Annotated in this window: 20 protein-coding genes and 2 tRNA genes; 13 read left to right on the forward strand and 9 right to left on the reverse strand. The window is 72.3% G+C overall.

What is annotated here, in order from left to right; translation table 11 throughout:
- Positions 1-2 precede the first annotated feature (2 nt).
- Positions 3-770 (reverse strand): alpha/beta fold hydrolase, encoded by a 768-nt coding sequence (locus tag B0I28_RS06095; protein WP_106362915.1) that lies wholly within the window; start codon positions 768-770, stop codon positions 3-5.
- 39 nt (positions 771-809) lie between these two features.
- On the opposite strand from B0I28_RS06095, the gene B0I28_RS06100 reads away from it, so the two are divergent.
- Positions 810-1,199, forward strand: a complete 390-nt coding sequence (locus B0I28_RS06100; RefSeq protein ID WP_219926594.1) for a MerR family transcriptional regulator — start codon at positions 810-812, stop codon at positions 1,197-1,199.
- On the opposite strand, the gene radA is transcribed toward B0I28_RS06100, so the two are convergent.
- The gene (gene radA / locus B0I28_RS06105; protein WP_106363415.1) at positions 1,196-2,596 is read right to left on the reverse strand and encodes a DNA repair protein RadA; all 1,401 of its coding nucleotides are present in this window, start codon (positions 2,594-2,596) and stop codon (positions 1,196-1,198) included. The genes B0I28_RS06100 and radA overlap by 4 nt on opposite strands.
- Positions 2,597-2,926: 330 nt before the next feature.
- On the opposite strand from radA, the gene B0I28_RS06110 reads away from it, so the two are divergent.
- The 4 genes from B0I28_RS06110 to B0I28_RS06125 all read left to right on the forward strand — a co-directional run bounded on the left by B0I28_RS06110 (position 2,927) and on the right by B0I28_RS06125 (position 6,712).
- Complete coding sequence (locus B0I28_RS06110; protein ID WP_106362916.1) at positions 2,927-3,793, forward strand: HAD family hydrolase; 867 nt, start codon at positions 2,927-2,929, stop codon at positions 3,791-3,793.
- Between the two features lie 34 nt (positions 3,794-3,827).
- Positions 3,828-4,847, forward strand: coding sequence for a LacI family DNA-binding transcriptional regulator (locus tag B0I28_RS06115; RefSeq protein WP_106362917.1), 1,020 nt, complete (start codon positions 3,828-3,830; stop codon positions 4,845-4,847).
- Between the two features lie 526 nt (positions 4,848-5,373).
- A complete protein-coding gene (locus B0I28_RS06120; RefSeq protein ID WP_091033022.1) occupies positions 5,374-5,733 on the forward strand; it encodes an ArsR/SmtB family transcription factor in 360 nt (119 codons plus the stop codon).
- Between the two features lie 136 nt (positions 5,734-5,869).
- Positions 5,870-6,712 carry a hypothetical protein gene (locus B0I28_RS06125; RefSeq protein ID WP_146147981.1) on the forward strand — a complete coding sequence of 281 codons (843 nt, stop codon included), beginning with the start codon at positions 5,870-5,872 and terminating at the stop codon, positions 6,710-6,712.
- A 19-nt stretch (positions 6,713-6,731) separates the two neighbouring features.
- Here B0I28_RS06125 and B0I28_RS06130 read toward each other — a convergent pair whose 3' ends face one another.
- Positions 6,732-7,877, reverse strand: a complete 1,146-nt coding sequence (locus tag B0I28_RS06130; RefSeq protein WP_106362919.1) for a flagellar basal body-associated FliL family protein — start codon at positions 7,875-7,877, stop codon at positions 6,732-6,734.
- A 224-nt stretch (positions 7,878-8,101) separates the two neighbouring features.
- Between B0I28_RS06130 and B0I28_RS06135 the strand changes: the two genes are divergently transcribed.
- The 3 genes from B0I28_RS06135 (at position 8,102) to B0I28_RS06145 (ending at position 11,025) form a co-directional block, all read left to right on the forward strand.
- Entirely contained in the window at positions 8,102-8,851 is a 750-nt protein-coding gene (locus tag B0I28_RS06135; RefSeq protein WP_181245710.1) for a DedA family protein, read from the forward strand.
- Positions 8,852-9,291: 440 nt separating this feature from the next.
- Complete coding sequence (locus B0I28_RS06140) at positions 9,292-9,714, forward strand: hypothetical protein (protein ID WP_146147982.1); 423 nt, start codon at positions 9,292-9,294, stop codon at positions 9,712-9,714.
- Positions 9,715-10,029: 315 nt separating this feature from the next.
- Positions 10,030-11,025, forward strand: a complete 996-nt coding sequence (locus B0I28_RS06145) for a chaplin family protein (protein WP_106362921.1) — start codon at positions 10,030-10,032, stop codon at positions 11,023-11,025.
- 115 nt (positions 11,026-11,140) lie between these two features.
- Here the strand turns inward: B0I28_RS06145 and B0I28_RS06150 are convergent, their stop codons facing one another.
- Positions 11,141-11,650 carry an SRPBCC domain-containing protein gene (locus B0I28_RS06150; protein WP_219926596.1) on the reverse strand — a complete coding sequence of 170 codons (510 nt, stop codon included), beginning with the start codon at positions 11,648-11,650 and terminating at the stop codon, positions 11,141-11,143.
- A complete protein-coding gene (locus tag B0I28_RS27125; RefSeq protein ID WP_181245657.1) occupies positions 11,647-14,142 on the reverse strand; it encodes an Hsp70 family protein in 2,496 nt (831 codons plus the stop codon). Before B0I28_RS27125 ends, B0I28_RS06150 begins: the two co-directional genes overlap by 4 nt.
- Positions 14,143-14,373: 231 nt before the next feature.
- Here B0I28_RS27125 and B0I28_RS06160 point away from each other — a divergent pair, with 231 nt between their 5' ends.
- Positions 14,374-17,463 carry a glycoside hydrolase family 3 C-terminal domain-containing protein gene (locus tag B0I28_RS06160; RefSeq protein WP_106362922.1) on the forward strand — a complete coding sequence of 1,030 codons (3,090 nt, stop codon included), beginning with the start codon at positions 14,374-14,376 and terminating at the stop codon, positions 17,461-17,463.
- Between the two features lie 60 nt (positions 17,464-17,523).
- On the opposite strand, the gene B0I28_RS06165 is transcribed toward B0I28_RS06160, so the two are convergent.
- Positions 17,524-18,408: an NUDIX hydrolase gene (locus B0I28_RS06165; protein ID WP_106362923.1), complete on the reverse strand. Its 885-nt coding sequence runs from the start codon at positions 18,406-18,408 to the stop codon at positions 17,524-17,526.
- The gene (locus B0I28_RS06170) at positions 18,408-20,456 is read right to left on the reverse strand and encodes an RNA degradosome polyphosphate kinase (RefSeq protein WP_106362924.1); all 2,049 of its coding nucleotides are present in this window, start codon (positions 20,454-20,456) and stop codon (positions 18,408-18,410) included. The genes B0I28_RS06165 and B0I28_RS06170 overlap by 1 nt, the downstream gene beginning before the upstream one ends.
- 201 nt (positions 20,457-20,657) lie before the next feature.
- On the opposite strand from B0I28_RS06170, the gene B0I28_RS06175 reads away from it, so the two are divergent.
- The gene (locus B0I28_RS06175) at positions 20,658-20,924 is read left to right on the forward strand and encodes a hypothetical protein (RefSeq protein ID WP_106362925.1); all 267 of its coding nucleotides are present in this window, start codon (positions 20,658-20,660) and stop codon (positions 20,922-20,924) included.
- A gap of 56 nt (positions 20,925-20,980) precedes the next feature.
- Here the strand turns inward: B0I28_RS06175 and B0I28_RS06180 are convergent.
- A tRNA-Asp gene (locus B0I28_RS06180) sits at positions 20,981-21,055 on the reverse strand.
- Between the two features lie 88 nt (positions 21,056-21,143).
- Positions 21,144-21,216: transfer RNA gene (locus B0I28_RS06185), tRNA-Glu, on the reverse strand.
- Positions 21,217-21,441: 225 nt separating this feature from the next.
- On the opposite strand from B0I28_RS06185, the gene pheA reads away from it, so the two are divergent.
- The 3 genes from pheA to B0I28_RS06200 all read left to right on the forward strand — a co-directional run bounded on the left by pheA (position 21,442) and on the right by B0I28_RS06200 (position 23,847).
- Positions 21,442-22,359 carry a prephenate dehydratase gene (gene pheA, locus B0I28_RS06190; protein ID WP_106362926.1) on the forward strand — a complete coding sequence of 306 codons (918 nt, stop codon included), beginning with the start codon at positions 21,442-21,444 and terminating at the stop codon, positions 22,357-22,359.
- A gap of 62 nt (positions 22,360-22,421) precedes the next feature.
- Entirely contained in the window at positions 22,422-23,060 is a 639-nt protein-coding gene (locus tag B0I28_RS06195; RefSeq protein WP_106362927.1) for a GOLPH3/VPS74 family protein, read from the forward strand.
- A 58-nt stretch (positions 23,061-23,118) separates the two neighbouring features.
- Positions 23,119-23,847, forward strand: coding sequence for a winged helix-turn-helix domain-containing protein (locus B0I28_RS06200; protein WP_146147983.1), 729 nt, complete (start codon positions 23,119-23,121; stop codon positions 23,845-23,847).
- The last annotated feature ends 5 nt before the right edge of the window (positions 23,848-23,852 follow it).

Raw genomic sequence — 23,852 nt, forward strand, 5'->3', positions numbered from 1 at the left:
CGCTACAGCCCGTGGCGCTGGAGGAAGTCGAGCACGAGCCTGTGCCACTCCTCCGGCCGCTCGGCCATGATCACATGGCCCGACTCCACCTCGGCGTACTCGGCGCCCGGGATGCCCGCGGCGAGCTGCCGGTGGTTGGCGGGGTCCACCAGGAGGTCCCCGGTCGCGGCGACGACCAGCGTCGGCACTGCGACGGCGGCGAGGTCGGCGGTGACGTCGACGCGCTGGACCAGGTCGAGCTGGGCGGCGGCGCCGCCCGCATCGCGTCCGGCGATGCCCGCGACGGCCTCGGCGACGGCCTCCGGCGCGAGGGCGTTGGTGAACCCGGGGCTGAAGGCCGCATGGACCGCGAACCGCGCGAACGACTCCCGGTCGCCCCGCTCCAGGAACGTCTGCCAGACGTCGATCCCCAGCCGGGTCCGGTTGTCGGCCTTGGCGAGTCCGGCCGCGAGCACGAGCCCGGCGACGCGGTCGGGGTGGCGCACGGCGGCGCGGACGGCGACGGCCGTGCCGAGGGAGAAGCCGATGAGCGTGAACCGCTCGGTGGCGGCGTCGGCGACGAGCGCGTCGGCGAGGGCGTCGAGTTCGAGGTGCGTGTCGTCGGCCGGGTAGTCGGAGCCGGTGACCGTGTGGCCTTCGGCGAGGAGCGGGATGAGCGAACCGAAGTTCGGGTCGACGCCCCCGGTCGCGCCGTGGGCGAGGACGATCCCGGGACCGGAGCCGGTGACAGTGGTGGACAGGGCGATCGGAGCAGTGGAAATGTTCGTCATGTCCCGGACGTTATGGCTTCACACCAGTGTGAAGGTCCAATGAACGTGATGGAGGCCACGATGCTGATCGGCGAGCTGTCGCGCCGCACCGGCGTGAGCACCCGGCTGCTGCGCTACTACGAGGAGCAGGAGCTCCTTGTGCCGCAACGCGACTCGAACGGCTACCGGTCCTACGCCGAGGACGCCCCCACGGCGGTCGAGCAGATCCGCGCCTTCCTCGACGCGGGCCTGACCACGCGCGCGATCCGCGAGCTCATGCCGTGCCTGTGCGAGAAGGGCATGCGCCACTGCGACCACTCCCGCGCGGTCCTCGACGACGGCCTCGACCGCCTCGACCAGCAGATCGCCGCCCTCACCGAGAAGCGCACCCTCCTCGCCGACCAGGTCGACGGCATCACCAGCCAACCCCTCCGCCCCGGCCCGTCTTAGCCGCGGCGGGCCCAGGTGCGGGCGGCCGCCTGCTTGGCGTCGTTGATGGTCTCGACCTCGACGACCTCGATGCGGTGGCGCTCGGAGACCGAGCCCTTCGGGACGATCGCCGTCTTGAAGCCGAGGCGGGCGGCCTCGGAGACGCGCCGGTCGGCGTTCACCGTGCGGCGCACCTGGCCCGTGAGGCTCACTTCGCCGATCGCGACCAGGTCGGCGCTCACCGCGATCTCCTGCTCGGCGCTCACCAGCGCCAGCGCCAGCGCGAGGTCCGAGGCGGGCTCGCGGACGCGGATGCCGCCGATCGTCGTCGCGTACACCTCCCGGTCGAGCAGCCGCATCCCGCCGCGGCGCGTGAGCACCGCGAGGATCATGTTCAGCCGCGCCTGGTCGAGCCCGGACACGGTGTGCCGCGGGATCGCGCCGTCCTTCACCGACTTCCCCACGAGCGCCTGCACCTCCACCGGCACCGCACGCCGGCCCTCCATCGTGACGGTGACGCAGGTGCCGGGGGTCGGCTCGTTCGGCGCGTCGTCGAGGAACAGCCCGGAGGGGTCGGCGAGGGAGACGATGCCGTCCTCGGTCATCTCGAAGCAGCCGACCTCGTCGGAGGGCCCGAACCGGTTCTTGACGCCGCGCAGCAGCCGCAGCATCGAGTGCCGGTCGCCCTCGAAGTGGACGACGGTGTCGACCAGGTGCTCCAGGGCGCGCGGCCCGGCGATGTTGCCGTCCTTCGTCACGTGCCCGACGAGGATCACGGCCATGTTGCGCGCCTTGGCCTCCTGCGTGATCGCGGTGGCGACGGCCTTCACCTGGGTGACGCCGCCGGGGACGCCGTCGGTGTCGGGCGCGAGGACCGTCTGCACGGAGTCGAGGACGAGCAGCCCCGGCTTGACGTCCTCGATGTGCCCGAGGACCGCGCCGAGGTCGGTCTCGGCGGCCAGGTACAGCTCTTCGGAGAGGCACCCGGTGCGGTCGGCGCGGCGGCGCACCTGGGCCGCGGACTCCTCGCCCGTGGCGACGAGCGCGCGCCCGTACCCGGCCTCGCCGAAGCGGTGCGCTACTTCGAGGAGCAGCGTCGACTTGCCGACGCCCGGCTCCCCGGAGATGAGCGTGACGCCGCCGGGGACGATCCCGCCGCCCATGACGCGGTCGAACTCGCCGACCCCGGTCGGCAGGCTCGCGGCCTGCTCGGCGGAGACGGTGCCGATCTTCAGCGCGGGCATCGCCGGGCGCCGCACCGCGCTCCCGCCCCCCGACGGGCCGGAGGCCTGCCGCGGCGGCGCCGCGGACTCCTCCATGGACCCCCACTCGCCGCACTCGGGGCACTGCCCGACCCATTTCGGGACGCGCGCCCCGCATGCCCCGCAGGCGTAGGCGATCCGCTGGCTCTTCGACATGGCGCCCAGCTTACGGCCCGCGACCGACAACCGGCTGTTCGAAGCACCGGCGGCGCGGATTGTCGGACCCGCCTGGCACGATTGCCGACCGGGGGCCCATCCCCAGGGCCTGATCGGGCCGTTCGGGTGCCCGGAAATCCGGGCGCCGCGATCGGAGCGGCGCCGATGTCGGACCCCTCGGGCACCATTGCGAACCGGGGCCCACCCCGCGGGCCGCGGCGGCTCTCGCCGTGCCCGGCGGCGGGGCGCCCTCGTCCCTGCCCCGACACGTCCCTTCCGCGGTGCGACAAGTGGCCGAAAGGGGTTTGCCGCGCTGTTTACACTTGCGGCATGAACGCAGCGGAGCACCGCGACGGCTCACGGGCACTCGCGCTGGAGGCGGCCCCGGCGCCGGCCCGGTCGCAGGGCGGCGCGGTCTTCTTCGACCTCGACAAGACGATCATCGCGAAGGCGAGCAGCCTCGCGTTCTCGCGCCCGCTCTACCAGGGCGGGCTCCTCGCGCGCCGCGACGTCCTCAAGGTCGCCTACTCGCACCTCCTCTTCCGCCTCGGCGGCTCCGCCGACGAGGTCCAGATGGCGCGCACCCGCGACTCCGTCGCCGAGCTCTCCCGCGGCTGGCCCGCCGAGGAGGTCAAGGCCATCGTCGAGGAGACGCTCGACGAGCTCATCGCCCCCGCCGTGTATGCCGAGGCCGCCGCGCTCATCGAGGCGCACCGCTCCGCGGGCCGCGCCGTGGTCCTCGTCAGCGCCTCCGGCGAGGAGATGGTCGCCCCGATCGGGCGGATGCTCGGCGCGACCGACGTCATCGCCTCGCGCATGGTCGTCGGCCCCGACGGCCGGTACACCGGCGAGATCGACTTCTACGCCGCGGGCCCGGCGAAGGCCGAGGCCATGCGCCTGTTCGCGGCCGAGCGCGGCATCGACCTGGACGCGTCGTTCGCGTACTCCGACTCCATCACCGACGAGCCGATGCTCCGCGCCGTCGGCTTCCCGCGCGCCGTCAACCCCGACCGCGGGCTGCGGCGCCTCGCCCAGGAGGAGGGGTGGCCGCAGCTGACGTTCCGGCGCCCCGTGGCCCTGCGCCCGCAGCTGTCCGGGCCCAGCCCGCTCAAGGTCGCGGCCGCGGGCCTCGGTGTTGCCGCAGTTGCGTACGTGGTCTGGCGAGTGTGGAGGGATCGGCGCCTCCGGACCGCTTGAGCAGCGCTTTCCGCAGATGAGTAGCCTCAGCGAGATGGAACGCAAACAACCGGCCCGTCTGGCCGACGTCGCCCGAGCCGCCGGCGTCTCGGTGGCCACCGCCTCCCGCGTGCTCAACGGCTCCCCGCACCGGGTGAGCGACCAGCTCAGCGAGCGGGTCCGCGAGGCGGCGCGACGGTTGCGCTACGCCCCCAACGTCGGCGCGCAGGTGCTCGCCCGCGCCACCTCGCAGACGGTGGCACTGCTGCTCCACGACGTCACCGACCCGTACTTCGGGCAAATCGCGGGCGGCGTGCTCGCCGAGGCGGCCCGCCGGAACGTGCGCGTCCTCATCGCCGACACCGGCATCGACCCCGACTCCGAGGTGCAGCACCTCGACTCGCTGCGCGGCTACCGCCCGCGCGCGGTGATCGTCGCCGGGTCGCGGACCACCGACAAGGCCGCTGAGCAGCGCCTCTCCGAGCACCTGTCGGACCTGCTGGAACTGGGCGCGACCGTGGTGTCGGTGGGCCAGCCGGGCCTGCCGGGGCGGGTCGTGCGGCCCGCGAACCGCGAGGGCGCGGCCGGCCTGGCGCGGCACCTGTCGGAGCTGGGCCACCGCCGGTTCGCGGTCGTCGCCGGGCCCGAGCAGCTCCAGGTGGTGCGCGAGCGGCGCGAGGGGTTCCTGTCGGCGCTGCCCGCGGACGCCGAGGTCGTGCACGTCCCGGCCGAGTTCACCCGCGACGGCGGCTACCAGGCGGGGCGGCGGCTCCTCGACGGCCCGCAGCTGCCCACCGCGGTGTTCGTGACCTCCGACGTGCAGGCCACGGGCCTGTGCACGGCCCTGCGCGAGGGCGGCGTGGACATCCCCGGGCAGGTGTCGGTGGCCGGGTTCGACGACATCCCGATCGTGCGCGACCTCACGCCGTCGCTGACGACCGTGGCGCTGCCCCTCCACGACATGGGTGTGCGGGCCCTGGAGGCCGCGCTCGTCGACGAGGAGGACTACCCCGAGGAGCTGTCGGTCGACGCCGAGCTCATCGAGCGCGACTCGACGGCGCCACCGCGCGCCTGAATCGCTTCGAGCAGGGCGGGGCCGGGCGGCCCCGCCGTTCGTCTTGTCCGAAAATGTGGTTTTTCTCAAGTCGATGTAACCGAGTGGAAACGCAGGCGGGCCGCATTTCCGCCCGGTGCGCGCTAACATCAAGAATCAGAGCTGTTCTATATGTTGGGATGTCGATCGATCGACGTGGGTGAATCCGCTCTCACCGTGAAATCGGCAACCGCTTAAACATAGGGAGATTTCAATATAACTCCTGGTAGTGCGGCTTCAACTCAATAGCCGGTCCTGCGGCCTGCGAAATGATCAAGTGTCGGCGGTGGCCCCGCTGGCAGTGCAGGCGTAATCTCGGCGGTGGATCCGGACCGGGCCCTGGTGCAGCCCGATTCGCGGTCCAACGGAACCGAAAGCCTTTGCGAGCCGGAAGCGTCGTCGTTACCGCCCGGCCACACCGCGGAGGCATATTCAGGGTTGGAACTGGATTAATGGCAGTGCGGCCGAATCCGGTCCCGACTGGAACCAATCCGGAAGGAACACGATCATGGTGCGAGTCACCGTCGAGGCCGAGACGCCAGTCTCGCCGGTCAGCGGCGAAACGCTCTCCAAGTCCGACGCGGAGCGCATCGCGGGTGTCCTCAAAGCACTCGCCGATCCGAACCGCCTCCAGCTCATCAGCCTCATCCAAGCGGCTCCCGAGCAGGAGGCGTGCGTCGCCGAGCTGACCGAACCGCTCGGGCTCTCGCAGCCCACCGTCTCCCACCACCTGCGCATCCTCGCCGAGGCGGGGGTCGTCCAGCGCGACAAGCGCGGGGTGTGGGCCTACTTCCGCCTCGTCCCCGAGACGATGCGGATCGTCGCCGACCTGCTGACGCCGCCGAAGCGGCGCCCGCGCCGCCGGTGACCCCAGCGGACGCCGGGGCCGGGCCGTTCTCGGCCCGGCCCAGGACGTCCGGTGACGTGCGGTAACGCTCGGTCCCCTTGGGATAACTGAAAAACGTGACCTCGACGGCGTTTGCCCCAGGTCATACACTCGTCACATGGCAGGTGTGCACCGCAAGCGAGGGCGCCTCTCGAAAGAGGGCCGCCGCCTCCTCGGAGGCGCGGCGCTGCTCGCCGTCTTCGCGCCGGTGACCGCCTACACGCTCAACGCCGCCATCGCCCACGTCCAGTCCTGCGGGACGGAGGTGGAGCTCCAGGTCGCGGCCGCGCCCGAGATCGCCGCGGTCCTCGACGACTTCATCGCCGCGGGCGGCGGCGCCCCTTCGCGCGGCTCCGACGTGTGCGCCGACATCACCGTCACCTCCGTCGCGGGGAACGCGGTCGCCGACACCGGCGCCGACGTGTGGATCCCCGAGACCGGCCTGTGGCGCAACCTCCCCGATGCAGGTCTCGCGGAGCAGTGGGAGGTCCTCCAGGAGTCCACCGCCGCCAGCGCGGTCGGCCTCGCCCTCCCCGAAGGCGAGAGCACCGACCAGGTCCTGCCCGACGAGACCGAAGTGGCCCTTCAGGATCCGCGGCAGCACGCCGCGAGCCTCATGTGGATTGTCATCTTCGGCGTCGACGAGTACACCGCCGAAGGCGGCGACGGCGCGGCCGTCATGTCCGCCCCCGAGGTCGCCGCCCACAACGCGGGCGGCGCCGAGCAGCTCCAGGCCCCCACGGGCGCGACCCAGGTCGCCCAGTTCGAATACCCCATGTACGTGGCCGCCGGGATCGGCGACGACGAGCGCGAGGCCGCCCAGAACCTCCTGCGGTCCTACGGCAGCGACCAGTACTCCGAACTCCTTGCGCAGCACGGGCTCACGCCCGGCATCCCGCAGCCCTCGCCGTCCTCCACGGAGATCATCACCGCGGCCCTCGACGCCTGGGACCGGCGCTAGACCGGCCCTTGCGGGGGACCTAGACGGCCTTCGCCATCGCCTGGTTGAGCACGTCGTTGAAGACCTGCCAGCATTCCTCGGACCGGAAGTCCGCCACGTCGACGCTCGACCACGCGTGGAACACGCCGTCCTCGGCCTCGGTGAACACGCTCAAGGCCCCGCGCCAGCGGCCCGACACCTGCGTCCGCTCGGACACCCCGATGTCGCCGTTCTGGAAGATCTGGAGCGGCTGGTACGGCAGCTCCCCGCGCATCGCGTCCCGGTCCGAGGTCGAGCAGCGCCCCGCGCACGGCTCCCAGCCGACGGTGATCTTCGAGTCCCCGGCGTCGGCGGTGCACACCGCGGTCTGCCCGGACTCGCTGCACGAGAACGCCTCCGGCACGCGGAACGCGAACGGCCAGCCCGCGTACGCCACGGTCCGGGTCGCGTCGCCCTCCGCGAACAGCGTCCCGCCGACCCGCTCCTCCGGGGCGTCGGCGTCCCACTGCGGCACCTCGTTCTCCGGCTCGCCCTCCTCGGCCGCCTCCGACGGCGCCTCGGTGGTCGCGCCCGCCTCGGTCGTGTCCGAGGGCTCGGCCGACGACCCGGCCGGGTCGTCGCCGCCCGACAGGAGGACCCACACGCCCACGACGAGCGCGAGGATCACCACGACCGAGCCGATCCCCACGAGGATCGGCACGAGCTGCGAGCGCTTCTTCGGCGGCGCGATGATGACCACGGGCGGGGAGATCGGCGGCGGGGACGGCGGCCCGACCGGCGAGGCCGGGGCCGCGGAGCGCTGCGCGGCCGCCATCTGGTGCGCGGCGCGCTGGGCCGCGGCCGCGGGCCCCACGGGCAGCGGCCCGGTGGCGGGCCCGAGCGCGAGGAGGCGGTCCATGATCCGGTCGGCGCCGCGCAGCCGCGGGTCCTTCAGGACCACCACGTACGGCTGCTCGGCTTCGAGGTCGGCGACGAGGATCGGGGCGTCCTCGGGCCCGGCGGTCGCGTACGCCCAGGCCACGGTGTCGGACAGGAGGCCGCGGCGGGCCGGGTCCTTGGAGGAGGTGGAGCCGAGGGTGAGGATCTGGACGGGGCGCCCGCCCTCGTCGCTGCCCTCGCACAGCTCGTAGGCCCCTTCGACGCGCGCGGTCGCGACATCGTTGTACGGCCCGACCGTGCGACTCATCGAAGCCCCCTCAACCTGCGATAGCCGAGCGCTGTTCGGCCGTGCGAGCCGTTAGAAGCGCGGAATTACCACTAAGTATGGCCCGGCCCCGCACGCCGCGCGACACCTGGCCGAACGCCTCCCGCGCCGCGCGCCGCGAGGGTCGGCCGCGCGGCCCCGGAGGGTCGGTCCGATGACCGAGGCGGGCTCGAACGCGAGCCGGTTACGCTGGCCGCGTGACCAACATGCTCAGCGGAACACTGGCACTGGCGGCCGCCTCCACGGGAGACGTCACCCACGCCGACGAATACGACGGCATCATCGGGTGGGTGCTCGACCTGATCACCAGATTCGGTGAGGTGGGCGTGGGCCTCGCGCTCGCGATCGAGTCCGTCTTCCCCCCGATCCCCTCCGAGCTCATCCTGCCCGTGGCGGGGTTCCTGTCCTACCAGGGGCACATGAACTTCTGGCTCGCGATGTTCTTCGCCGCGCTCGGCTCGATGGCCGGCGCGTACATCCTCTACTACGTCGGCTACTTCTTCGGGCGCGAGCGCACGCGGTGGCTGTTCGAGAAGCTGCCCCTCCTGGAGCTCAAGGACTTCGAGCGCTCGGAGAAGGTCTTCGCCAGATGGGGCGGCGTCGCGGTGCTCGCGGGCCGCTGCCTTCCCCTGGTGCGCAGCGCGATCTCCGTCCCGGCGGGGATCGAGAAGATGCCGTTCTGGAAGTTCACCGGCTACACCCTCGTCGGCTCCGTGGTGTGGAACGGGATCTGGATCGGCCTGGGCTTCGCGTTCGGCCCCGCGATCGAGCCGATCCTCAACGAGTACTCGGGGCTGCTGAGCAAGATCGTCGTCGGCATCATCGGCGTCCTGTTCCTGTGGTTCGTGGTGCAGCGCACTATGAAGATCATCCGCAACAGGCGGAACGGCGGCGGCGAGGACCAGAACGGCGGTGCGGGGCACTCGGACACGATGATCCTGCGCCGCGTGCAGTAGCCGGAATCACTCCGTTTTCTTTGCGGCCCTTCGCGTTCGCGTGAAGGGCCGTTCCGCGTCCCCCGAACGCCCCCGACTCGGGCATATGCGGCATCCTCACATTTCGGGTGCGCAACGTCGCATCATTTTCGAATTTCTTCGCGTCTGGGCGTAACCGCGCCCCCGCCTCTCCAGTTAGTCAGGGTGGCCGCACGCGATGCGGCCGGACCGGAGTGTCACCGGTCCTTGGACAGCGAGCGCGGTCCCCGATCCGCCGGCGATCCAGCCGGTGCGGTCGCGGCTGGGGGTCGCATGAGCGGGCGCCGCAACCGGCGCCGCCGCCATCAGCCGCTGGTGAACCGACAATTCAGCGATCTTGCACCGCTCCGCGGTCCGTCCGTGCTGCTTCCCCAGTCGCCGGACCCGGACGGTACGAAGAAAGGCAAAACAAGCAGATGAAGATGCGCACTGTGCGTACGGCGGGCCTCGTCGGGGGCCTCGCCACGGGGGCTCTGCTGCTCGCGGGGACGGCCGCTCAGGCCGCCGACAACGGCGTCGAGGAGTCCGCGGGCGACCTCGTCGCGGCGACTCCGGAGGCCCTCGGGGGGCTCCCGGTCGCTCCGGACCAGGTCACCGGCATGGCCGGCGGTCTGACCCAGCAGGTCCCCGGGCTCGACGCGGTCTCCGCGGTCCCCGGCCTCAACATGCTGGTGCCCTCGGGTCCCGACGCCGAGGCGAAGACCGACAAGCCCGCCGAGAACCCGGCCAAGGGCGGCCAGGACCAGAAGGACGAGGAGCCGCAGGGCGGCCCGCTCGACGCCCTGCCGGTCGACGACCTGCTCGGCGGCCTCGGCGGCGGCCTCCCGGTCCCGCTGCCCTTCTAGGGCGGCCCCATACGACGGCCAGGCGCCCGCCGCGCCCGGCCCGACACGGACGACGGGCCCGTCCGGCCCGCGGCGGTCCGCAGGACGAGCGAACGCGCTGAGGCGGTGCACCGCCGAGGCCGCGCGAGCCTGCCCGCGAACCGCCGCACCGGACGGCCCGCCGCCCGCGCACCACAACTCTCCCGGTTTCGATAGCACCCTGTGACGAGGTGGGACCCAGCCCGCCTCCGAACGCGCACAAGCCATCGGAGCCACGGAGCTTCACGGGGGACGTGATGGAACAGCAACAACCATTTCCCTGAAAGGTGAGACTTCGTGACTAACTCATGGGCTCGCAAGACCGCGCAGACCGGACTCGTCGCCGTCGGGGCGGTCCTCGTCGCCGGCGCCGGCACCGCGCACGCCACCGGGCCTGACACGACCACGCAAGGCAACGTCGGGGCCGTCTCCGGCAACCAGGTCGTGGCCCCGATCCAGGTGCCCGTCAACATCTGCGGCGTCGCCGCGGCCGTCCTCGGCACCGCCGACGCCGGCTGCGAGGGCGGCGCGGACGCCGACTTCGGCGGCGCCGGCCACCTGACCACCCAGAACAACACCGGTCTGGCGAACGGCAACCAGGCGTTCGCCCCCGTCCAGGTCCCGGTCGACGTCAGCGGCATCGCCGCCGCGGTCGGCGGGCACTCGGGCGCCGGGTCCGACGGCGGCTCCAGCGCCACCGTCGCCGAGTCGGGGCACGTGACCGAGTCGGGCAACACCACGACCCAGCGCAACTGGGGCGCGCTCTCGGGCAACCAGCTGCTCGCGCCCATCCAGGCCCCGATCAACGCCTGCGGCAACGCGATCGCCATCGGCGGGGTGTCCGACGCGGGCTGCGAGGGCGGCGCCGACGCCGACTACTCCGGCGCGGGCCACCTGACCACCCAGGACAACGTGGGCCTCGGCAACGGGAACCAGATCTTCGCGCCGATCCAGGCGCCGGTCAACGTGTGCGGCAACGCCATCGCGATCCTCGGCGTCGCCACCGCCTCCTGCGACGGCGGCTCCGACGCGGAGATCCCCGGCGGCCACGAGGGCCACGACAGCCACAAGGGCCTGGACCAGGGCGACATGGAGGCCGCGGACGTGGATCTCAACGAAGAGGCCCTGCCCGTCCCCGGTCTCGACACGGTCGGCGGCGTCGTCAGCGGCGCCCCGGTCGTCGGCGGCCTCACCGGCGGCCTGGTCGGCAACACCACCTCCGAAGGTGTTGCGGACACGGCCTCCGACGCGGTCTCCGGCGTGACCGAGCTGGCCGGCGCGGGCGTCCTCTAGGACCCCGTTCCGAACGACCTGCACGGCAAGGGGACCGCACCGGCCAGGAGCGGCCCCGCAGGAGAACAACGAATCGCGCCGCGGCCCGACGGGCCGCGGCGCGAAGTCGCGTCAGCTATTCGGGCTTCTCGTGGAGGCGGGCGGCGAGCGCCTCGTTCATCGACGCGAGGGCGCGCTCGGTGTCGCCGAGGGTCCTCGCCATGAGCGGCACGAGGATGCCGGTGAACCGCTCGCCGTGGGTGAGGACCGTGGTCCCGTCCTGCTGCGGTTCGAGCACGAAGTAGTGCTCGCCGTCGAACAGGCCGCCGGGGCCGAGTTTCCCGAGCCAGCGGATCTGCCGGGCGGGCGAGACGCGCAGCACGCGCGGTCGGAACGTCGCCGACTTCCCGTTGCCCTGCATGAAGATCGCTTCGAGCCGCTCGTCCTCGGCGAGGAGACCGGAGATCTCCCTGATGAACGGGTTCCACTCGCCGTAGGCGGGGAAGTCGGTCAGGACCGCCCACACCTCGTTCGCGCGGGCTTCGAGGTGCGCGGTCGTCTCGATCCGGTGCTCCTTGCCCCCGGCCCAGATGGCGTACGCGGTGATGGCGGCGACGATGACGGCCGCGACGACCAGGATGATCACTGTCCCAGACTCCAGAATCGAATATTGCCTTGGTCGTCGCCGGTGACGGCGTACTGCACGCCGTCGACGGTGACGTCCACGAGTTTGAGGGGCGAGCCGCCGCCGTCGGAGGCGAAGTCGACGGTCTCGCCGGTGCCGATCGCCACGGCGCGGGCCTCGTCGTGCTCGTTGATGTAGAGCAGCGACTGCTCGACGTCCCCGTCGAGCGACATGTCCACCATCTCGTAGTGGAACTCGTCGTCGAGGCTCTCGTACGCGAGCGGCGAGAGCGCGGGCGTCTGGCCTTCGAGGTCCCAGAAGTGGAGGAGGCCGTCGTCGCCGTAGAGCATCGCGTACGGGGTGTGGAAGTCGTAGACGACGCCGAACGCCTCGGTGACGACGCCGTCCATCTGGTCGTCGGACATGTTGAGCCCCATGGGCTCGCCGGTGCGGCCGTCGATGACGTCGACGGTCTGGTCGCCGGTGACCGCGACGATGTTCATCGAGGCGCCGTCGATCGTGGAGTAGAACCGCGGGTAGCCGTACCCGTCGGGCAGGTCGAAGCGCGAGCGCGTGATCTGGTTCTGGAGGTCGAACAGCTCGTACTCGTCGTCGTTGAGCATGCCGAGCGTGGCGTAGAACTCGACGGTCCCGACGCGGTTGTACAGGTTGTCGGCGCCCTCGGCGACCATCTCCGGGAGGAGGGTCTCGGTGAAGTCCCCGGTCTCGGGCGACCACACGTAGGGGACGGTGCCGGTGCCCAGCGCGACCACGAGTTCGTCGCCGTTCGAGGCGGGCACGGGCCACAGGGCCTGGACGCCGGTGCCGATGTCGAACTGGTCGACCATCTCGCCGGAGGCCATGTCCCACTGGCGGATCACGCCGTCGTCGCCCGCGGAGAACAGCGTCGTGCCGCCCTCGTTCTCGGCGGCGGCGAGGGACTGGACCCGGTCGGTGTGGGCGCCGGTGATCTCGGAGAGGAGCGTGCCGGCCTCGGCGGTCGTCCAGTTCGGCTCGAACGCGGTGGCGATGACGCCGGAGTCGAAGGGGTCGACGTCCTCGCCTTCGTCGCGGTTGAAGTACCAGGCGAGCCCGGCGATGATGAGCAGGTCGACGGCGATGAACCCGGCGAGGAGGCGGCGGCCGACCTTCTTGCGGCGCAGCCGGTCCGCGTCGGTCTCGGGCGGCTCGGGGTCGCTGCCGGACACCGACATCGGGGGCGTCACGGGCTGGGCGGTGCGCGGCGGGAGCGCCTGCGCCGAGGGCGCGGGCGGGGACTGCGGGAGGGGGGCCGTCCGCGGGGGGCTGTCCTGGCGGTAGGAGGTGCGCGGGGCGTGGGGGGTGTGCGGGGCGAGGGAGACGGCGGTCTGGGGCGTCAGCGGCGACGGGGCGGGCTGCGCGGGCGGCGTGTAGGGGCGCTGGAGCGACAGGGTCGAGGTGTCGGGGCCCGACCACAGGACCGAGCCCTCGGCGACGACGACCTCCGGCTGGTCGAGGACCGTGGGGGCGACGCCGAGTTCGCGGTGGAGCAGGGTCGCGACCAGGGGCATGCGGCTCGCGCCGCCGACGAGGAAGACGCCCGCGGAGTCGGCGAGGTTCAGGTCCGCGGCGCGGATGACGGCCTGGGTGACGCGGATCGTCTGCTCCAGGTGCGGGCGGGCGAGCTGTTCCAGCTCGGTGCGCGTCAGGTGCGCCTCGACGTCGAGGAGGGGGATCGCGATGTCCGACTGCTGGTGGCGCGAGAGGCGCTCCTTCGCGCCGCGCACCTCCTCCTGGAACTCCCGGAAGGAGCGGCGCTCCTCGATCGTGGTGGGGTTGACCAGGCGCTTCCAGCCGTCGCGGTCGCCGTAGACGGACCCGAGGTGCTCGATGAGGGCCGCGTCGATGTCGAGGCCCCCGAGGTCGCCGCGGCCGTCGAGGGCGACGGTCTCGAATCCGGTCTCGGTGCGGCGCACCACGCTCGCGTCGAACGTGCCCGCGCCGAGGTCGTAGACGACGATCGAGGAGCCGACCGCGGCCCGGTGCTTCAGGGTCTCCGCGTAGTAGGTCGCCGCGGCGACCGGCTCGGGCACCATGCGGACCGCGCCGAGCCCGGAGCGCGCGGCGGCGTCCTCCAGGACGCGGCGGCGGGCCGGGCCCCACTCGGCGGGGAACGTCAGGGTCGTCTGCGCGGGGCGGCCGACGACGCGGCGGCACTCGTCGGCGACCGCGTCGAGGACGGCGGCGATGAGGTCGGCCACGGCGAACTCGCGCTCGCCGAGGAGGGTCGAGGGCAGGTCGATGAGCCGCTTCGGGTTCGGCTCGAACCGCTCGGGGTGCCTGCGGCCCGCGTGGACCGCGTCCTTGCCGACGAGCAGCCCGCCGTCGCCGTCGGCGCACACCGCCGAGGGCATCAGCGGGGCGCCGTCGAACAGCAGCGGCCGCACGCTCCCGTCGGCGCGGCGCACGACCGCGATCGTGTGCGAGGTGCCGAAGTCGACGCCGAGCGAGGTTCCTTGGGGGCCGGGGCTCATGACAGGAATCGTAACGAACCGAACGAACACGGAACGGCCCGCGCGGGCGGCCGCCCGGTCCTCGCCCCCGGGCCCTGTCGGCACCCGGTGGCATCGTTGAAAACGGGGGGCCACCCCGTGTCCGGTTTGCCCCGGGCGCTCCGTTCACGTTCGTCACTCCTAACCCGCTTGAATTTGTTCGGTCGTCCGTCGTAATGTCGTGGGGTACTGACGCCGACCGATCGGACCCGCATGAGCGCTCCCGCCCACCTCGACCCGACCAGGCCCGTCGCCGAGCGCGTCGAAGCCCTGCTCGCCCTCATGAGCGACGAGCAGAAGCTCGCCTGCCTCAACGGCATCCCCGAGACCGTCCTCGCCGACGGCAGCACCCTCCCGGCTTTCGGCAACGCCTTCAACGAGGTGCTGCACAGCTCCGGCAAGAAGCCCGACGCCACGTTCTTCCCGCAGGCCATCGGCCTCGGCGCGACCTGGGACACCGAGCTGCTGGAGGCCGTCGGCGAAGCCGTCGCCCACGAGGTGCGCGCCCGCGACACCGACGTGTACGCCTCCTTCGGCCCCGTCGCCGACATCCGCTCCAACCCGCTCGCCGGCCGCTTCGAGGAGGGCTTCGGCGAGGACCCGCTCCACGTCGGCGCCATGGCCACCGCCTACGCGTGGGGCCTGCGCGGGCGCCACCCCGTGTACGTCAAGACCTTCACGCAGATGAAGCACTTCCTCGGCTACAACCACGAATGGCACCGCTCGCAGAGCTCGTCGTCCATGAGCGTGCGCGCCCTCCACGAGTACCAGGCCGTGCCCTACCGGATGCCGGTCGAGGCGGGCGCGGTCATGGGCGCGATGACCGCCTACAACAACGTCAACGGCGTGCCCTCGATCATCTCGCCGCTCATGCAGACCCTCCGCGGCGAATGGGCCGCGGACGGCGAGTTCTTCTTCCTCCCCGACGGCTGGGACGGCGTCAACCTGCACACCACCAAGGCCGAGCCGTGGGACACCTGGCAGGTCGACCCGCGCGGCGACGTGCCCTACCCGACCGCCCTCGCGGCCGAGCAGGGCCTCGCGATCGACGCTGACGAGAACGGCGTCTACGCCTCCGCGCTCATGCTCCTCGCCGGGGTCAGCCACTTCGCCGACGGCTCCGAGCTCCCGTTCGTGCCGAACGCGGGCGAGGCCGTCGAGCGCGGCGTCCTCGGCGTCGACATGTCCCATGTGGACCGCGCAGTGCGCGACTGGCTCCGCTTCCTCGTCCGCACCGGAAAGCTCGACGGCGACGCCTGCGAGTACAACCTCGTCCCGGCCGACCCGCACCCGCAGGACAGGCCCGAGCACATCGCGCTCGCGCACCGCGCCGCCCGCGAGCAGCTCGTGCTCCTCAAGAACGAGCAGCACGCGCTGCCCCTCCCCGAGGCCGCGAGCATCGCCGTCGTCGGCCCCCTCGCCGACCTCAACCTCCGCGACTTCTACAGCCCCACCGTCCCCGCCGACCGCCGCCCGAGCCCCCTCCAGGCCCTGCGCGAGCGCTTCAGAAACGTGACCCACCACAGCGGCAACGACACCGTCGCCTGGCAGGCGGGCGGCAAGTACGTCACCGTGGCCGAGGACGGCGCCGTCGCCGCCCGGTCCGACGACCTCGGCGCGACCGAGACGTTCGAGGTCTGGGACTGGGCGCACGAGCAGCACATGTTCCGCCACAACGCCACCGGCAAGTTCGTCCAGGCGAACCTGTTGCAGCGCAGCGACGGCCCGGCCACCTTCGAGAACCAGGCCGGCGCCTCCGGCGGCGGCGGGCCGCGCCTCGAAGCCGTCACCGACGTCATGGAGGACGGCGACGCCTGGTTCACCCACCAGAACCTCCACTACCGCCGCGACGGCGGTGCGGACGGAGGAGCGGTCGAGCTCTTCGGCGTCAACCACGTGCCCGCCGAGGCCGACGGCCCCTTCCACCTGCGCCTCGCCGCGGACGGCACGCTGCCGCTCGTGAAGGGCCCGGCCGAGCCGGTCCTCACCGAGACGATCGTCGAGAGCGGACCCGGAGCCGCCGCGGCCGTCGCGGCCGAAGCGGACTGGGCCGTCGTGCTCGTCGGGAACCACCCGATGGTCAACGCCCGCGAATGCTTCGACCGCCCCGGCCTCGACCTCGCGCCGCGCCAGGCCGACCTCGTCCGCGAGGTCGCCGCCGCCAAGCCCGGCCGCACCGTCGTGGTCGTGGTCTCGGCCTACCCCTTGGCGATCGGCGACATCGCCGCCGACCCGAACGTGGCCGCGATCCTCTACACCTCCCACGCCGGGCAGGCCCTCGGCGCCGCACTGGCCGACGCGATCAGCGGCGACTACTCGCCGGCCGGGCGGCTCACCTCGACCTGGCTCGCCGACACGTCCTCGCTCCCGAAGGCGGGCCCGCGCGCCGAGGCCTTCCGCGTCGGCGACGTCGACATGCTCGAATACGACGTCATCAGCGCCGGGCTCACCTACCAGTACTCGAAGGCCGAGCCGGTCTACGGGTTCGGGCACGGCCTGAGCTACACCGCGTTCCGGTACGGCGACCTCCAGGCGCCGTCCACGGTGGACGCCGCCGAGCGGTTCACCGCGGCGGTCGACGTCACCAACACCGGCGACCGGACCTCCGACGAGGTCGTGCTCCTGTTCGCGAGCATCGGCGAGTCGGCGTACGGCGACCGCGTCCCCGGGACGCGGCTCGCCGGGTTCACCCGCGCCCGCGACATCGCCCCCGGCGAGACCCGCCGCGTCGAGATCGAGGTCGACCCGCAGCACCTGTTCGTGTGGGACGTGGTGAGCGGCAAGCGGATCGTGGAGACCGGCGACTACCTGTTCGGTATCGGCGCCGACAGCGAGGGCCCGGAGGCCGAGGTCCGCATCCAGGGCGAGACGATCGCGCCGCTCGACCTCTCCCAGACCGCGAACGTCTGGGAGAAGGCCACGATCGCCGAGGGCCTCACCTACTGGGAGGTCGCGAAGCTGAACACCCTCGCGCGCGAGGGCGGCTACCACTCGACCGGCTCGCGCCGGGCGGGCAGCCACGTCGGCTTCACCAAGGCCGTCCTGGACGGCGCCAAGGCGATCGAGCTGCGCACCGCCACGACCACCGCCGACTGGGCCGACCTTTCCGACCCGGTCATCGAGGTCCGCGCCGCGGCCCCCGACGGACCGCTCCTCGCCGAGGTCGAGGTCCCGAAGACCGCGGGCCTCCAGTCCTTCGCCGAGGTCAGCGCGCCCCTCACCGGCGCTGAGGGCACCCAGGACCTGTACCTGGTCTTCCGCTCCGGGGGCGTTTACATCGACACGATCCGCCTGGCCCGCTAAGCGAATCGCATAGAAGCAAGGGGGCGGGACCGAACGGTCCCGCCCCCTTCATGCTGCGCTCTAGTCGTGGTGCTCGGTGGCGACGATCCGCCCGCCCGCGGTGTGGAAGACCACGAACTCGCCCTTCTCCAAGGGCCCCACCGGCACCGTGGTGCCGAGGCGGCCGCTGGTGTAGGCGATCATCTCGTCGATGTGCTCGCCGTGCCCGCACACGACCGCGGGCCTCCCCGACTCGATGATCTCGTCGAGGCGCGCGGTGGCCTTGGCGGGCTTGAGGGTCCCGATGGTAAACTCGGGCAGGCCGGTCACGGCGACGCCCTCGGCGGCGCAGTACGGCAGGAGCGTCTCCAGGCAGCGGGCGCTCGACGAGGAGTACGCGGCGCCCGCGGGGAACGCGGCGAGCAGCACTTCGAGCTGCTGGGCGCGCTCGCGGCCCCGCTGGTTCAAGGGCCGCAGCTCGTCCTGGTCGAACCAGTCGGCCTTCGACATCGCGATCGCGTGGCGCACGAACACGATCGGGACGGTCTCGCGGGCGATCTCGCGCGAGAAGTCCTCCAGCACGGGCTGGTCGCGCTCGTAGGTGAGCCGGTCGGCGACCCGGTCGAGCGGGATCCACTCCAGGTCGTCCACTTCGCGCGGGTCCACGGCCTCGTCGACGGCCTCGCCGTCGGCTGCCGGTGTCGCGCACCAGTAGTCGACGCGCTTGAGCTTCCCCTCCTTGTCGTAGAAGGAGGGCGCGAGCGGGCGGCCGAGGACGGGGCGGATGCCGGTCTCCTCGAAGACCTCGCGCTGGGCGGCGGCGAGGAGGTGCTCGCCGCGCTTGAGCTTGCCCTTCGGGAACGTCCAGTCGCCGTACTTGGGACGGTGGATGAGGGCCAGCTCGGGGCGGCCGTCCTCGCCCGGGCGCCAGAGCACGGCGCCTGCGGCGAGGATCTCGGGTTGCATCAACGGTGCTCCTGCATGAGTTGTTCCTGGAGGTCCGCGCCGCCCCTCGGGCGGGACCACAGCCCGAGCGGGCCGAGCCGCCAGGTCCGCGTGCCGTCGTCCATGCCGCGGTCCAGAAGCGAGGTCAGCTGCGCGCGATGGGCGTCGCCGAGGACCCGCACCAGGACCTCGACCCGGCGGTCGAGGTTGCGGTGCATGAGGTCCGCGCTGCCCAACCATACTTCCGGGTCGCCGCCGTTCTCGAACACGTACACCCGGGAGTGTTCGAGGAAACGGCCGAGCACGCTGCGGACGCGGATGTTCTCGGACAAGCCGGGCACGCCGGGCCGGAGCACGCAGATGCCGCGCAGGAGCAGGTCGACCTGGACGCCCGCCTGGGAGGCGCGGTACAGGGCGTCCACGATGCCCTCGTCGGTGAGCGAGTTGCACTTGAACCGCAGCCGCGCGGGCAGGCCCGCCTTGTGGTTGTCGATCTCGCGCTCGATGCGCTCGATGAGGCCGGGGCGCAGGGAGTGCGGGGCGGCGAGGAGCCGGTGGTAGTCGACGTCCCGGGAGTAGCCGGTGAGGTGGTTGAACACGGCGTTGACGTCCTCGCCGACCTCGGGGTCGGTGGTGAGGAGCCCGAAGTCCTCGTAGAGGCGCGCGGTCGTGGGGTGGTAGTTGCCGGTGCCCACGTGCGTGTACCGCAGGAGCGTCCCGTCGGCCTCCTGCCGCACCACGAGCGAGAGCTTGCAGTGCGTCTTGAGGCCCACTATCCCGTACATGACGTGGCAGCCGGCCTGCTCCAGCTTCTGCGCCCAGTCGATGTTCGCCTGCTCGTCGAAGCGGGCCTTGATCTCCACGACGACCACGACCTGCTTCCCGGCGTCGGCGGCGTTGATGAGCGCGTCGACGATGGGGGACTTGCCGGAGGTGCGGTACAGGGTCTGCTTGATCGCGAGGACCTTCGGGTCCGCGGCGGCCTCCTCGATGAGCCGCTCCACCGAGGCGGTGAACGAGTCGTAGGGGTGGTGGACGAGCACGTCGCGGTCGCGCATGACGGCGAACAGGTCCGACTCGGGCGGCAGGACCTGCTCGGAGGGCCGGAACCGCGGGTACTTCAGGTCGGCGCGGTCGATGTTCGCGATGGCGTCGAGCCCGGCGAGGTCGAGCGGCCCGGGGAGGCGGTAGACGACCTCGTCGTCGACGCCGAGCTCCGCGGTGAGGCGGTCGAGGACGCGCGGGTCGATGGTGTCCTCGACTTCGAGGCGCACGACGGGCCCGAAGCGGCGGCGCAGCAGCTCCCGCTCCAGGGTCTGGAGGAGGTTCTCGGTGATGTCCTCGTCGATCTCCAGGTCCTGGTTGCGGGTGACGCGGAACGTGTGGTGGGCGAGCACGTCCATGCCGGGGAACAGCTGCGCGAGGTTCGCGGCGATGACGTCCTCAAGGGGCGTGAACCGGCCGGGGGCGACGGCGATGAACCGCGGCAGCAGCGGCGGGACCTTCACGCGCGCGAACCGGGTGGTGCCGTTGCGGGGGTCGCGGACCTGCACGGCGAGGTTGAGGGACTGCCCGGAGATGTACGGGAACGGGTGCGCGGGGTCGACGACGAGGGGCGTGAGCACCGGGTACACGCGGGTGCGGAACAGCTCCTGCATGCGGGCGCGCTCGACGTCCTCCAGGTCGGCCCAGCGGACGATCGCGATGTCCTCCTTGGCGAGGAGCGGCGCGATCTCGTCGCGGAAGTACTCGGCGTGCTCGATGCTCAGCTGGTGCGCGAGCCCGGCGATCCGGCCCAGCAGCGCGTGCGGGGAGCGGCCCGTGGAGGTGCGCACGGGCAGACCGGTGGCGAGGCGCCGCATGAGCCCGGCGACGCGGACCATGAAGAACTCGTCGAGGTTGTTGGAGAAGATCGAGAGGAACCGGACCCGTTCGAGCAGGGGCAGCTCGGGCGACTGCGCCAGGCGCAGGACGCGCCCGTTGAACCGCAGCCAGCTCTCCTCGCGATCGAGGAACCGGTCGGGTGGCAAACCGGCGTCAACGAGGGGAACAGGGTCACTATTCGTCATACATCACAAGGTTAACGAAGAAAATGAACTCGTGGTGAACGCGCTTTGAAATCCGCTCATGATCGCCGGATCACGTTCCGTGACCACAGGGGAGTCCCGCTGGCAGCGCGTCCGCGCCGGTCTGCGGCGAACGCGTGCGGGGACGGCCCGGTCGGGGAACACTGGGCGCCGGAGCCGAAACCAGAGCGGAGAGGAGGCGCCGTGAGCGACGACAACGACGGCGACCCGTACGGCTACATCGACGACGGCGAGGAGGAGGGCGAGGACGTCGAGGAGGACATCCTCGACGCCCGCGACTACAGCGAGGCCGACCGGTGGGGCATGACCGCCGACGAGGAGCGCCGCGGCGCCCCGCTCGCCGAGGAGCTGGCCGCCGAGGAGCCCGACACGGCCGTGGGCGACGACCGCCCGCGCCCCGGCGACCCGGTCCCGGACGAGTACCTCCCGGAGGACCCGCCGTCCTATTGAGCGAAGTGAACACACGGAAAAGGCCCGCTGGCGAACCAGCGGGCCTTTCCCTGCTGCGGTCCCGACGGGATTTGAACCCGCGACCTCCACCTTGACAGGGTGGCGAGCACTCCTAGCTGCTCTACGGGACCTTGACTGAACTCTGCCGAGTCCTCAAGGTCGCAAGACCTCTTCATTTATACCATCCGCGTCCGTGTGACCGGCGCCGCGTCTGGGCTGTACCCCCAACGGGATTCGAACCCGTGTTACCGCCTTGAAAGGGCGGCGTCCTAGGCCACTAGACGATGGGGGCGCACGTTGATCCTGGCACGCGGCAACGAGTGTCGCATTCCGTTTTCTCCGGCTCACCACCGCGGAATTCCGCTTGGGCTCGACAAGCATACGTGACCACGGAGGGCCCTCCGAAGGAGGGTGGCCGTTGAGACCGCGGTCTCAAGGCACGGTCTCAAGGCGGCCCGCCGCGGCGCCGGAGGCGCTGCTCGCGGCCCCGCGCCGACCGCCTTGCTAGCGTTGGTCCATGGAGTTCGCCTATCTGGGACCGCGCGGGACCTTCACCGAAGCCGCGCTCCGCCGGCTGCCCGCCGCCAAGGGCGCGGCCACCGTGCCGATGCCCTCGATCCCCGAGATCCTCGACGCGGTCCGCCGCGGCGACGTCGGCGCCGGGTTCGTGCCGATCGAGAACTCCCAGGAGGGCACCGTCACCCTCACCGTCGACGAGCTCGTCGGCGGCGATCCGCTCGTCATCGCCGGGGAGGTCGTCCTCCCCGTCACGTTCGTGCTCGCCTCCGCGAAGCCCCTCGCCGAGATCGCCACCGTCGCCTCCCACCCGCACGCCATCGCGCAGACCCGCGGGTACCTGCGCCGCGAGCTGCCGAACGCCGCCGTCCACCAGGCGCTCTCGACCGCCCAGGCCGCCCAGCGCGTCGCCGACGGCGAGTTCGACGCCTGCGTGTGCGCGCCCTTCACCGCCGAGGCCGCCGGACTCCCCGTGCAGGCCTTCGACATCGGCGACAGCTCCGGGGCCGAGACCCGCTTCGTGCACGTCGTGCGGCCCGCCGCCCCGCCCGAGCCCACCGGCAACGACATCACCTCCCTCGTCGTCTACATCGACCACGACCGGGTCGGCGCGCTCCTGGCCGTCCTCACCGAGCTGGCGATCCGCGGGATCAACCTCACCCGCATCGAGTCGCGCCCCACCGGCGAGGGCCTGGGCCGGTACGCGTTCCTCCTCGACTGCACCGGCCACCTCGCCGACGCCCGCATGGGCGAGGCCCTCACCGGGCTGCGCCGCATCTGCGCCGACGTCAGGTACCTCGGGTCCTACCCGCGCGACCACTCCGACCGGCCCGTCCCGCACCCCGAGGGCCTCAGCGACGCCGACTTCGCCGACGCCGCGGCCTGGCTGGAGCGCCTGCGCACCGGCGGCGCCGCCTGACGGCCCCGGGGTCCCCGGGCGCGCGGACCCCGCGCCGCGCCTCCCCCGCCTAGTCTGGGGCCATGGCCTCACTGCCCGAGGAGCTCGCGCTCCTCGCCCACGACGACACCACCGGCCGCGACCGGTCCGGCGGCCACCTCGAACTCGGACTCGCCGGCGCGGTCCTCTACGAGCTCGCGCTCGCCGGACGCGTCGGCGTCGAGTCCGGGAAGGTCCGCGTCCTCGACCCCGCCCCCACGGGCGACGCGGTCGTGGACGCCGGGCTCGCCGCGATCGGCGCCGACAAGCCCCGCATCGCCCGCGTCGCGGTCGAACGGACCGCCAAGGGCCTCAAGCGGACCGTCCTCGACGCGCTCGTCGCCCGCGGCGCCCTGCGCCACGAGCGCGGCAAGGCCCTCGGCCTGTTCCCCCTCAACCGGTACCTCCCGCAGATCCCCGACCCGAAGGCCGACGCCCGCGCCCGCCTGAGCGCCGCCGCCCGCACCGGCCGCGCCTTCGACGACCGCACCAAGGCCCTCCTGTCCCTGGTCAGCGCCATCCGCATCGACGCGGTCGCGTTCCCCGACCGCGCGTCCCGGCCCTCCCGCAAGGAGCTCAAGGCCATGGGCGGCGACTCGTGGGTCGGCGAGGCCGTGCGCAAGGCCGTCAGCCACAAGGACGCCGCGTCGGCGGCCGCCGCGAGCTCCGGCGGCGGCGCCTGAGCGGGACCCGTGAGCGGTCCTGGGTGCGGCCGCCGCCGCGGCGTGGTTGACTTGAGGCATGTCTGAAACGTCTCCTTCGCATCGGAACGGAGTGCCGCCGCTGGTCCCGACGCCTCCGGCGATCCCCGTCCCGCCCGGGATCCCGGTGCCGCCGGCGCCGCCGACGCCACCGGGCCCGGAGCGGGGGAAGCGGTTCCCGAACCAGGTCAAGATCAGCGACCCCGAGCGCATGAAGGCCCTCGCCCACCCCGCCCGCATGGCCGTGTTCGACTTCCTCGGCACCCGCCGCGTCCAGGGCTTCGACGGCGCCACCGCCACCGAGATCGCCGAAGTCGCCGGGATGACCCCGAGCGCCATGAGCTACCACCTGCGGACCCTCGCGAAGGCCGGGTTCATCGAGGAGGCCCCCAGCCGCGGCGACGCCCGCGAGCGCGTCTGGCGGCTCGCGCTCGACAGCTTCTCGATCTCCGCCGAGGACGACGCCTCGCCCGCCGACCGCGTCGTCGAGCGGACCATGGGCCAGATGTTCACCGAGCGGCAGGAGCAGAACTACGAGCGCTGGCTGGACCGGCGCCTCGACGCGAGCCGGGAGCTGCGCGACGCCTCGGTGGCCTCGCAGGGGCGGCTGCGGCTCACCGTCGAGGAGTCGAAGGAGTTCATCCAGCGGTTCCACGACCTCGAAGGCGAGTACGCGGAGCGGTCGCGGCGGCGCTCGGAGCAGGGGCCCGACGACGAGGACGGCACGGTCGTCTTCAACTACCTCTTCCGCGTCTTCCCGCAGTCCTGAGCGGG

The organism is Glycomyces artemisiae, assembly GCF_003002955.1.
Lineage (GTDB): Bacteria > Actinomycetota > Actinomycetes > Mycobacteriales > Micromonosporaceae > Glycomyces > Glycomyces artemisiae.

Bases quoted from the DNA above. Each gene is read 5' to 3' on its own strand.
- B0I28_RS06115 (WP_106362917.1), top strand. From the start codon at position 3,828: ATGGAACGCAAACAACCGGCCCGTCTGGCCGACGTCGCCCGAGCCGCC.
- B0I28_RS06170 (WP_106362924.1), bottom strand. From the start codon at position 20,456: ATGACGAATAGTGACCCTGTTCCCCTCGTTGACGCCGGTTTGCCACCC.
- B0I28_RS06130 (WP_106362919.1), bottom strand. From the start codon at position 7,877: ATGAGTCGCACGGTCGGGCCGTACAACGATGTCGCGACCGCGCGCGTC.
- B0I28_RS27125 (WP_181245657.1), bottom strand. From the start codon at position 14,142: ATGAGCCCCGGCCCCCAAGGAACCTCGCTCGGCGTCGACTTCGGCACC.
- B0I28_RS06120 (WP_091033022.1), top strand. From the start codon at position 5,374: ATGGTGCGAGTCACCGTCGAGGCCGAGACGCCAGTCTCGCCGGTCAGC.
- B0I28_RS06140 (WP_146147982.1), top strand. From the start codon at position 9,292: ATGCGCACTGTGCGTACGGCGGGCCTCGTCGGGGGCCTCGCCACGGGG.
- B0I28_RS06110 (WP_106362916.1), top strand. From the start codon at position 2,927: ATGAACGCAGCGGAGCACCGCGACGGCTCACGGGCACTCGCGCTGGAG.
- B0I28_RS06195 (WP_106362927.1), top strand. From the start codon at position 22,422: ATGGCCTCACTGCCCGAGGAGCTCGCGCTCCTCGCCCACGACGACACC.
- B0I28_RS06165 (WP_106362923.1), bottom strand. From the start codon at position 18,408: ATGCAACCCGAGATCCTCGCCGCAGGCGCCGTGCTCTGGCGCCCGGGC.
- B0I28_RS06100 (WP_219926594.1), top strand. From the start codon at position 810: ATGAACGTGATGGAGGCCACGATGCTGATCGGCGAGCTGTCGCGCCGC.
- B0I28_RS06135 (WP_181245710.1), top strand. From the start codon at position 8,102: ATGCTCAGCGGAACACTGGCACTGGCGGCCGCCTCCACGGGAGACGTC.
- B0I28_RS06160 (WP_106362922.1), top strand. From the start codon at position 14,374: ATGAGCGCTCCCGCCCACCTCGACCCGACCAGGCCCGTCGCCGAGCGC.
- B0I28_RS06200 (WP_146147983.1), top strand. From the start codon at position 23,119: ATGTCTGAAACGTCTCCTTCGCATCGGAACGGAGTGCCGCCGCTGGTC.
- pheA (WP_106362926.1), top strand. From the start codon at position 21,442: ATGGAGTTCGCCTATCTGGGACCGCGCGGGACCTTCACCGAAGCCGCG.
- B0I28_RS06125 (WP_146147981.1), top strand. From the start codon at position 5,870: ATGGCAGGTGTGCACCGCAAGCGAGGGCGCCTCTCGAAAGAGGGCCGC.
- B0I28_RS06095 (WP_106362915.1), bottom strand. From the start codon at position 770: ATGACGAACATTTCCACTGCTCCGATCGCCCTGTCCACCACTGTCACC.
- radA (WP_106363415.1), bottom strand. From the start codon at position 2,596: ATGTCGAAGAGCCAGCGGATCGCCTACGCCTGCGGGGCATGCGGGGCG.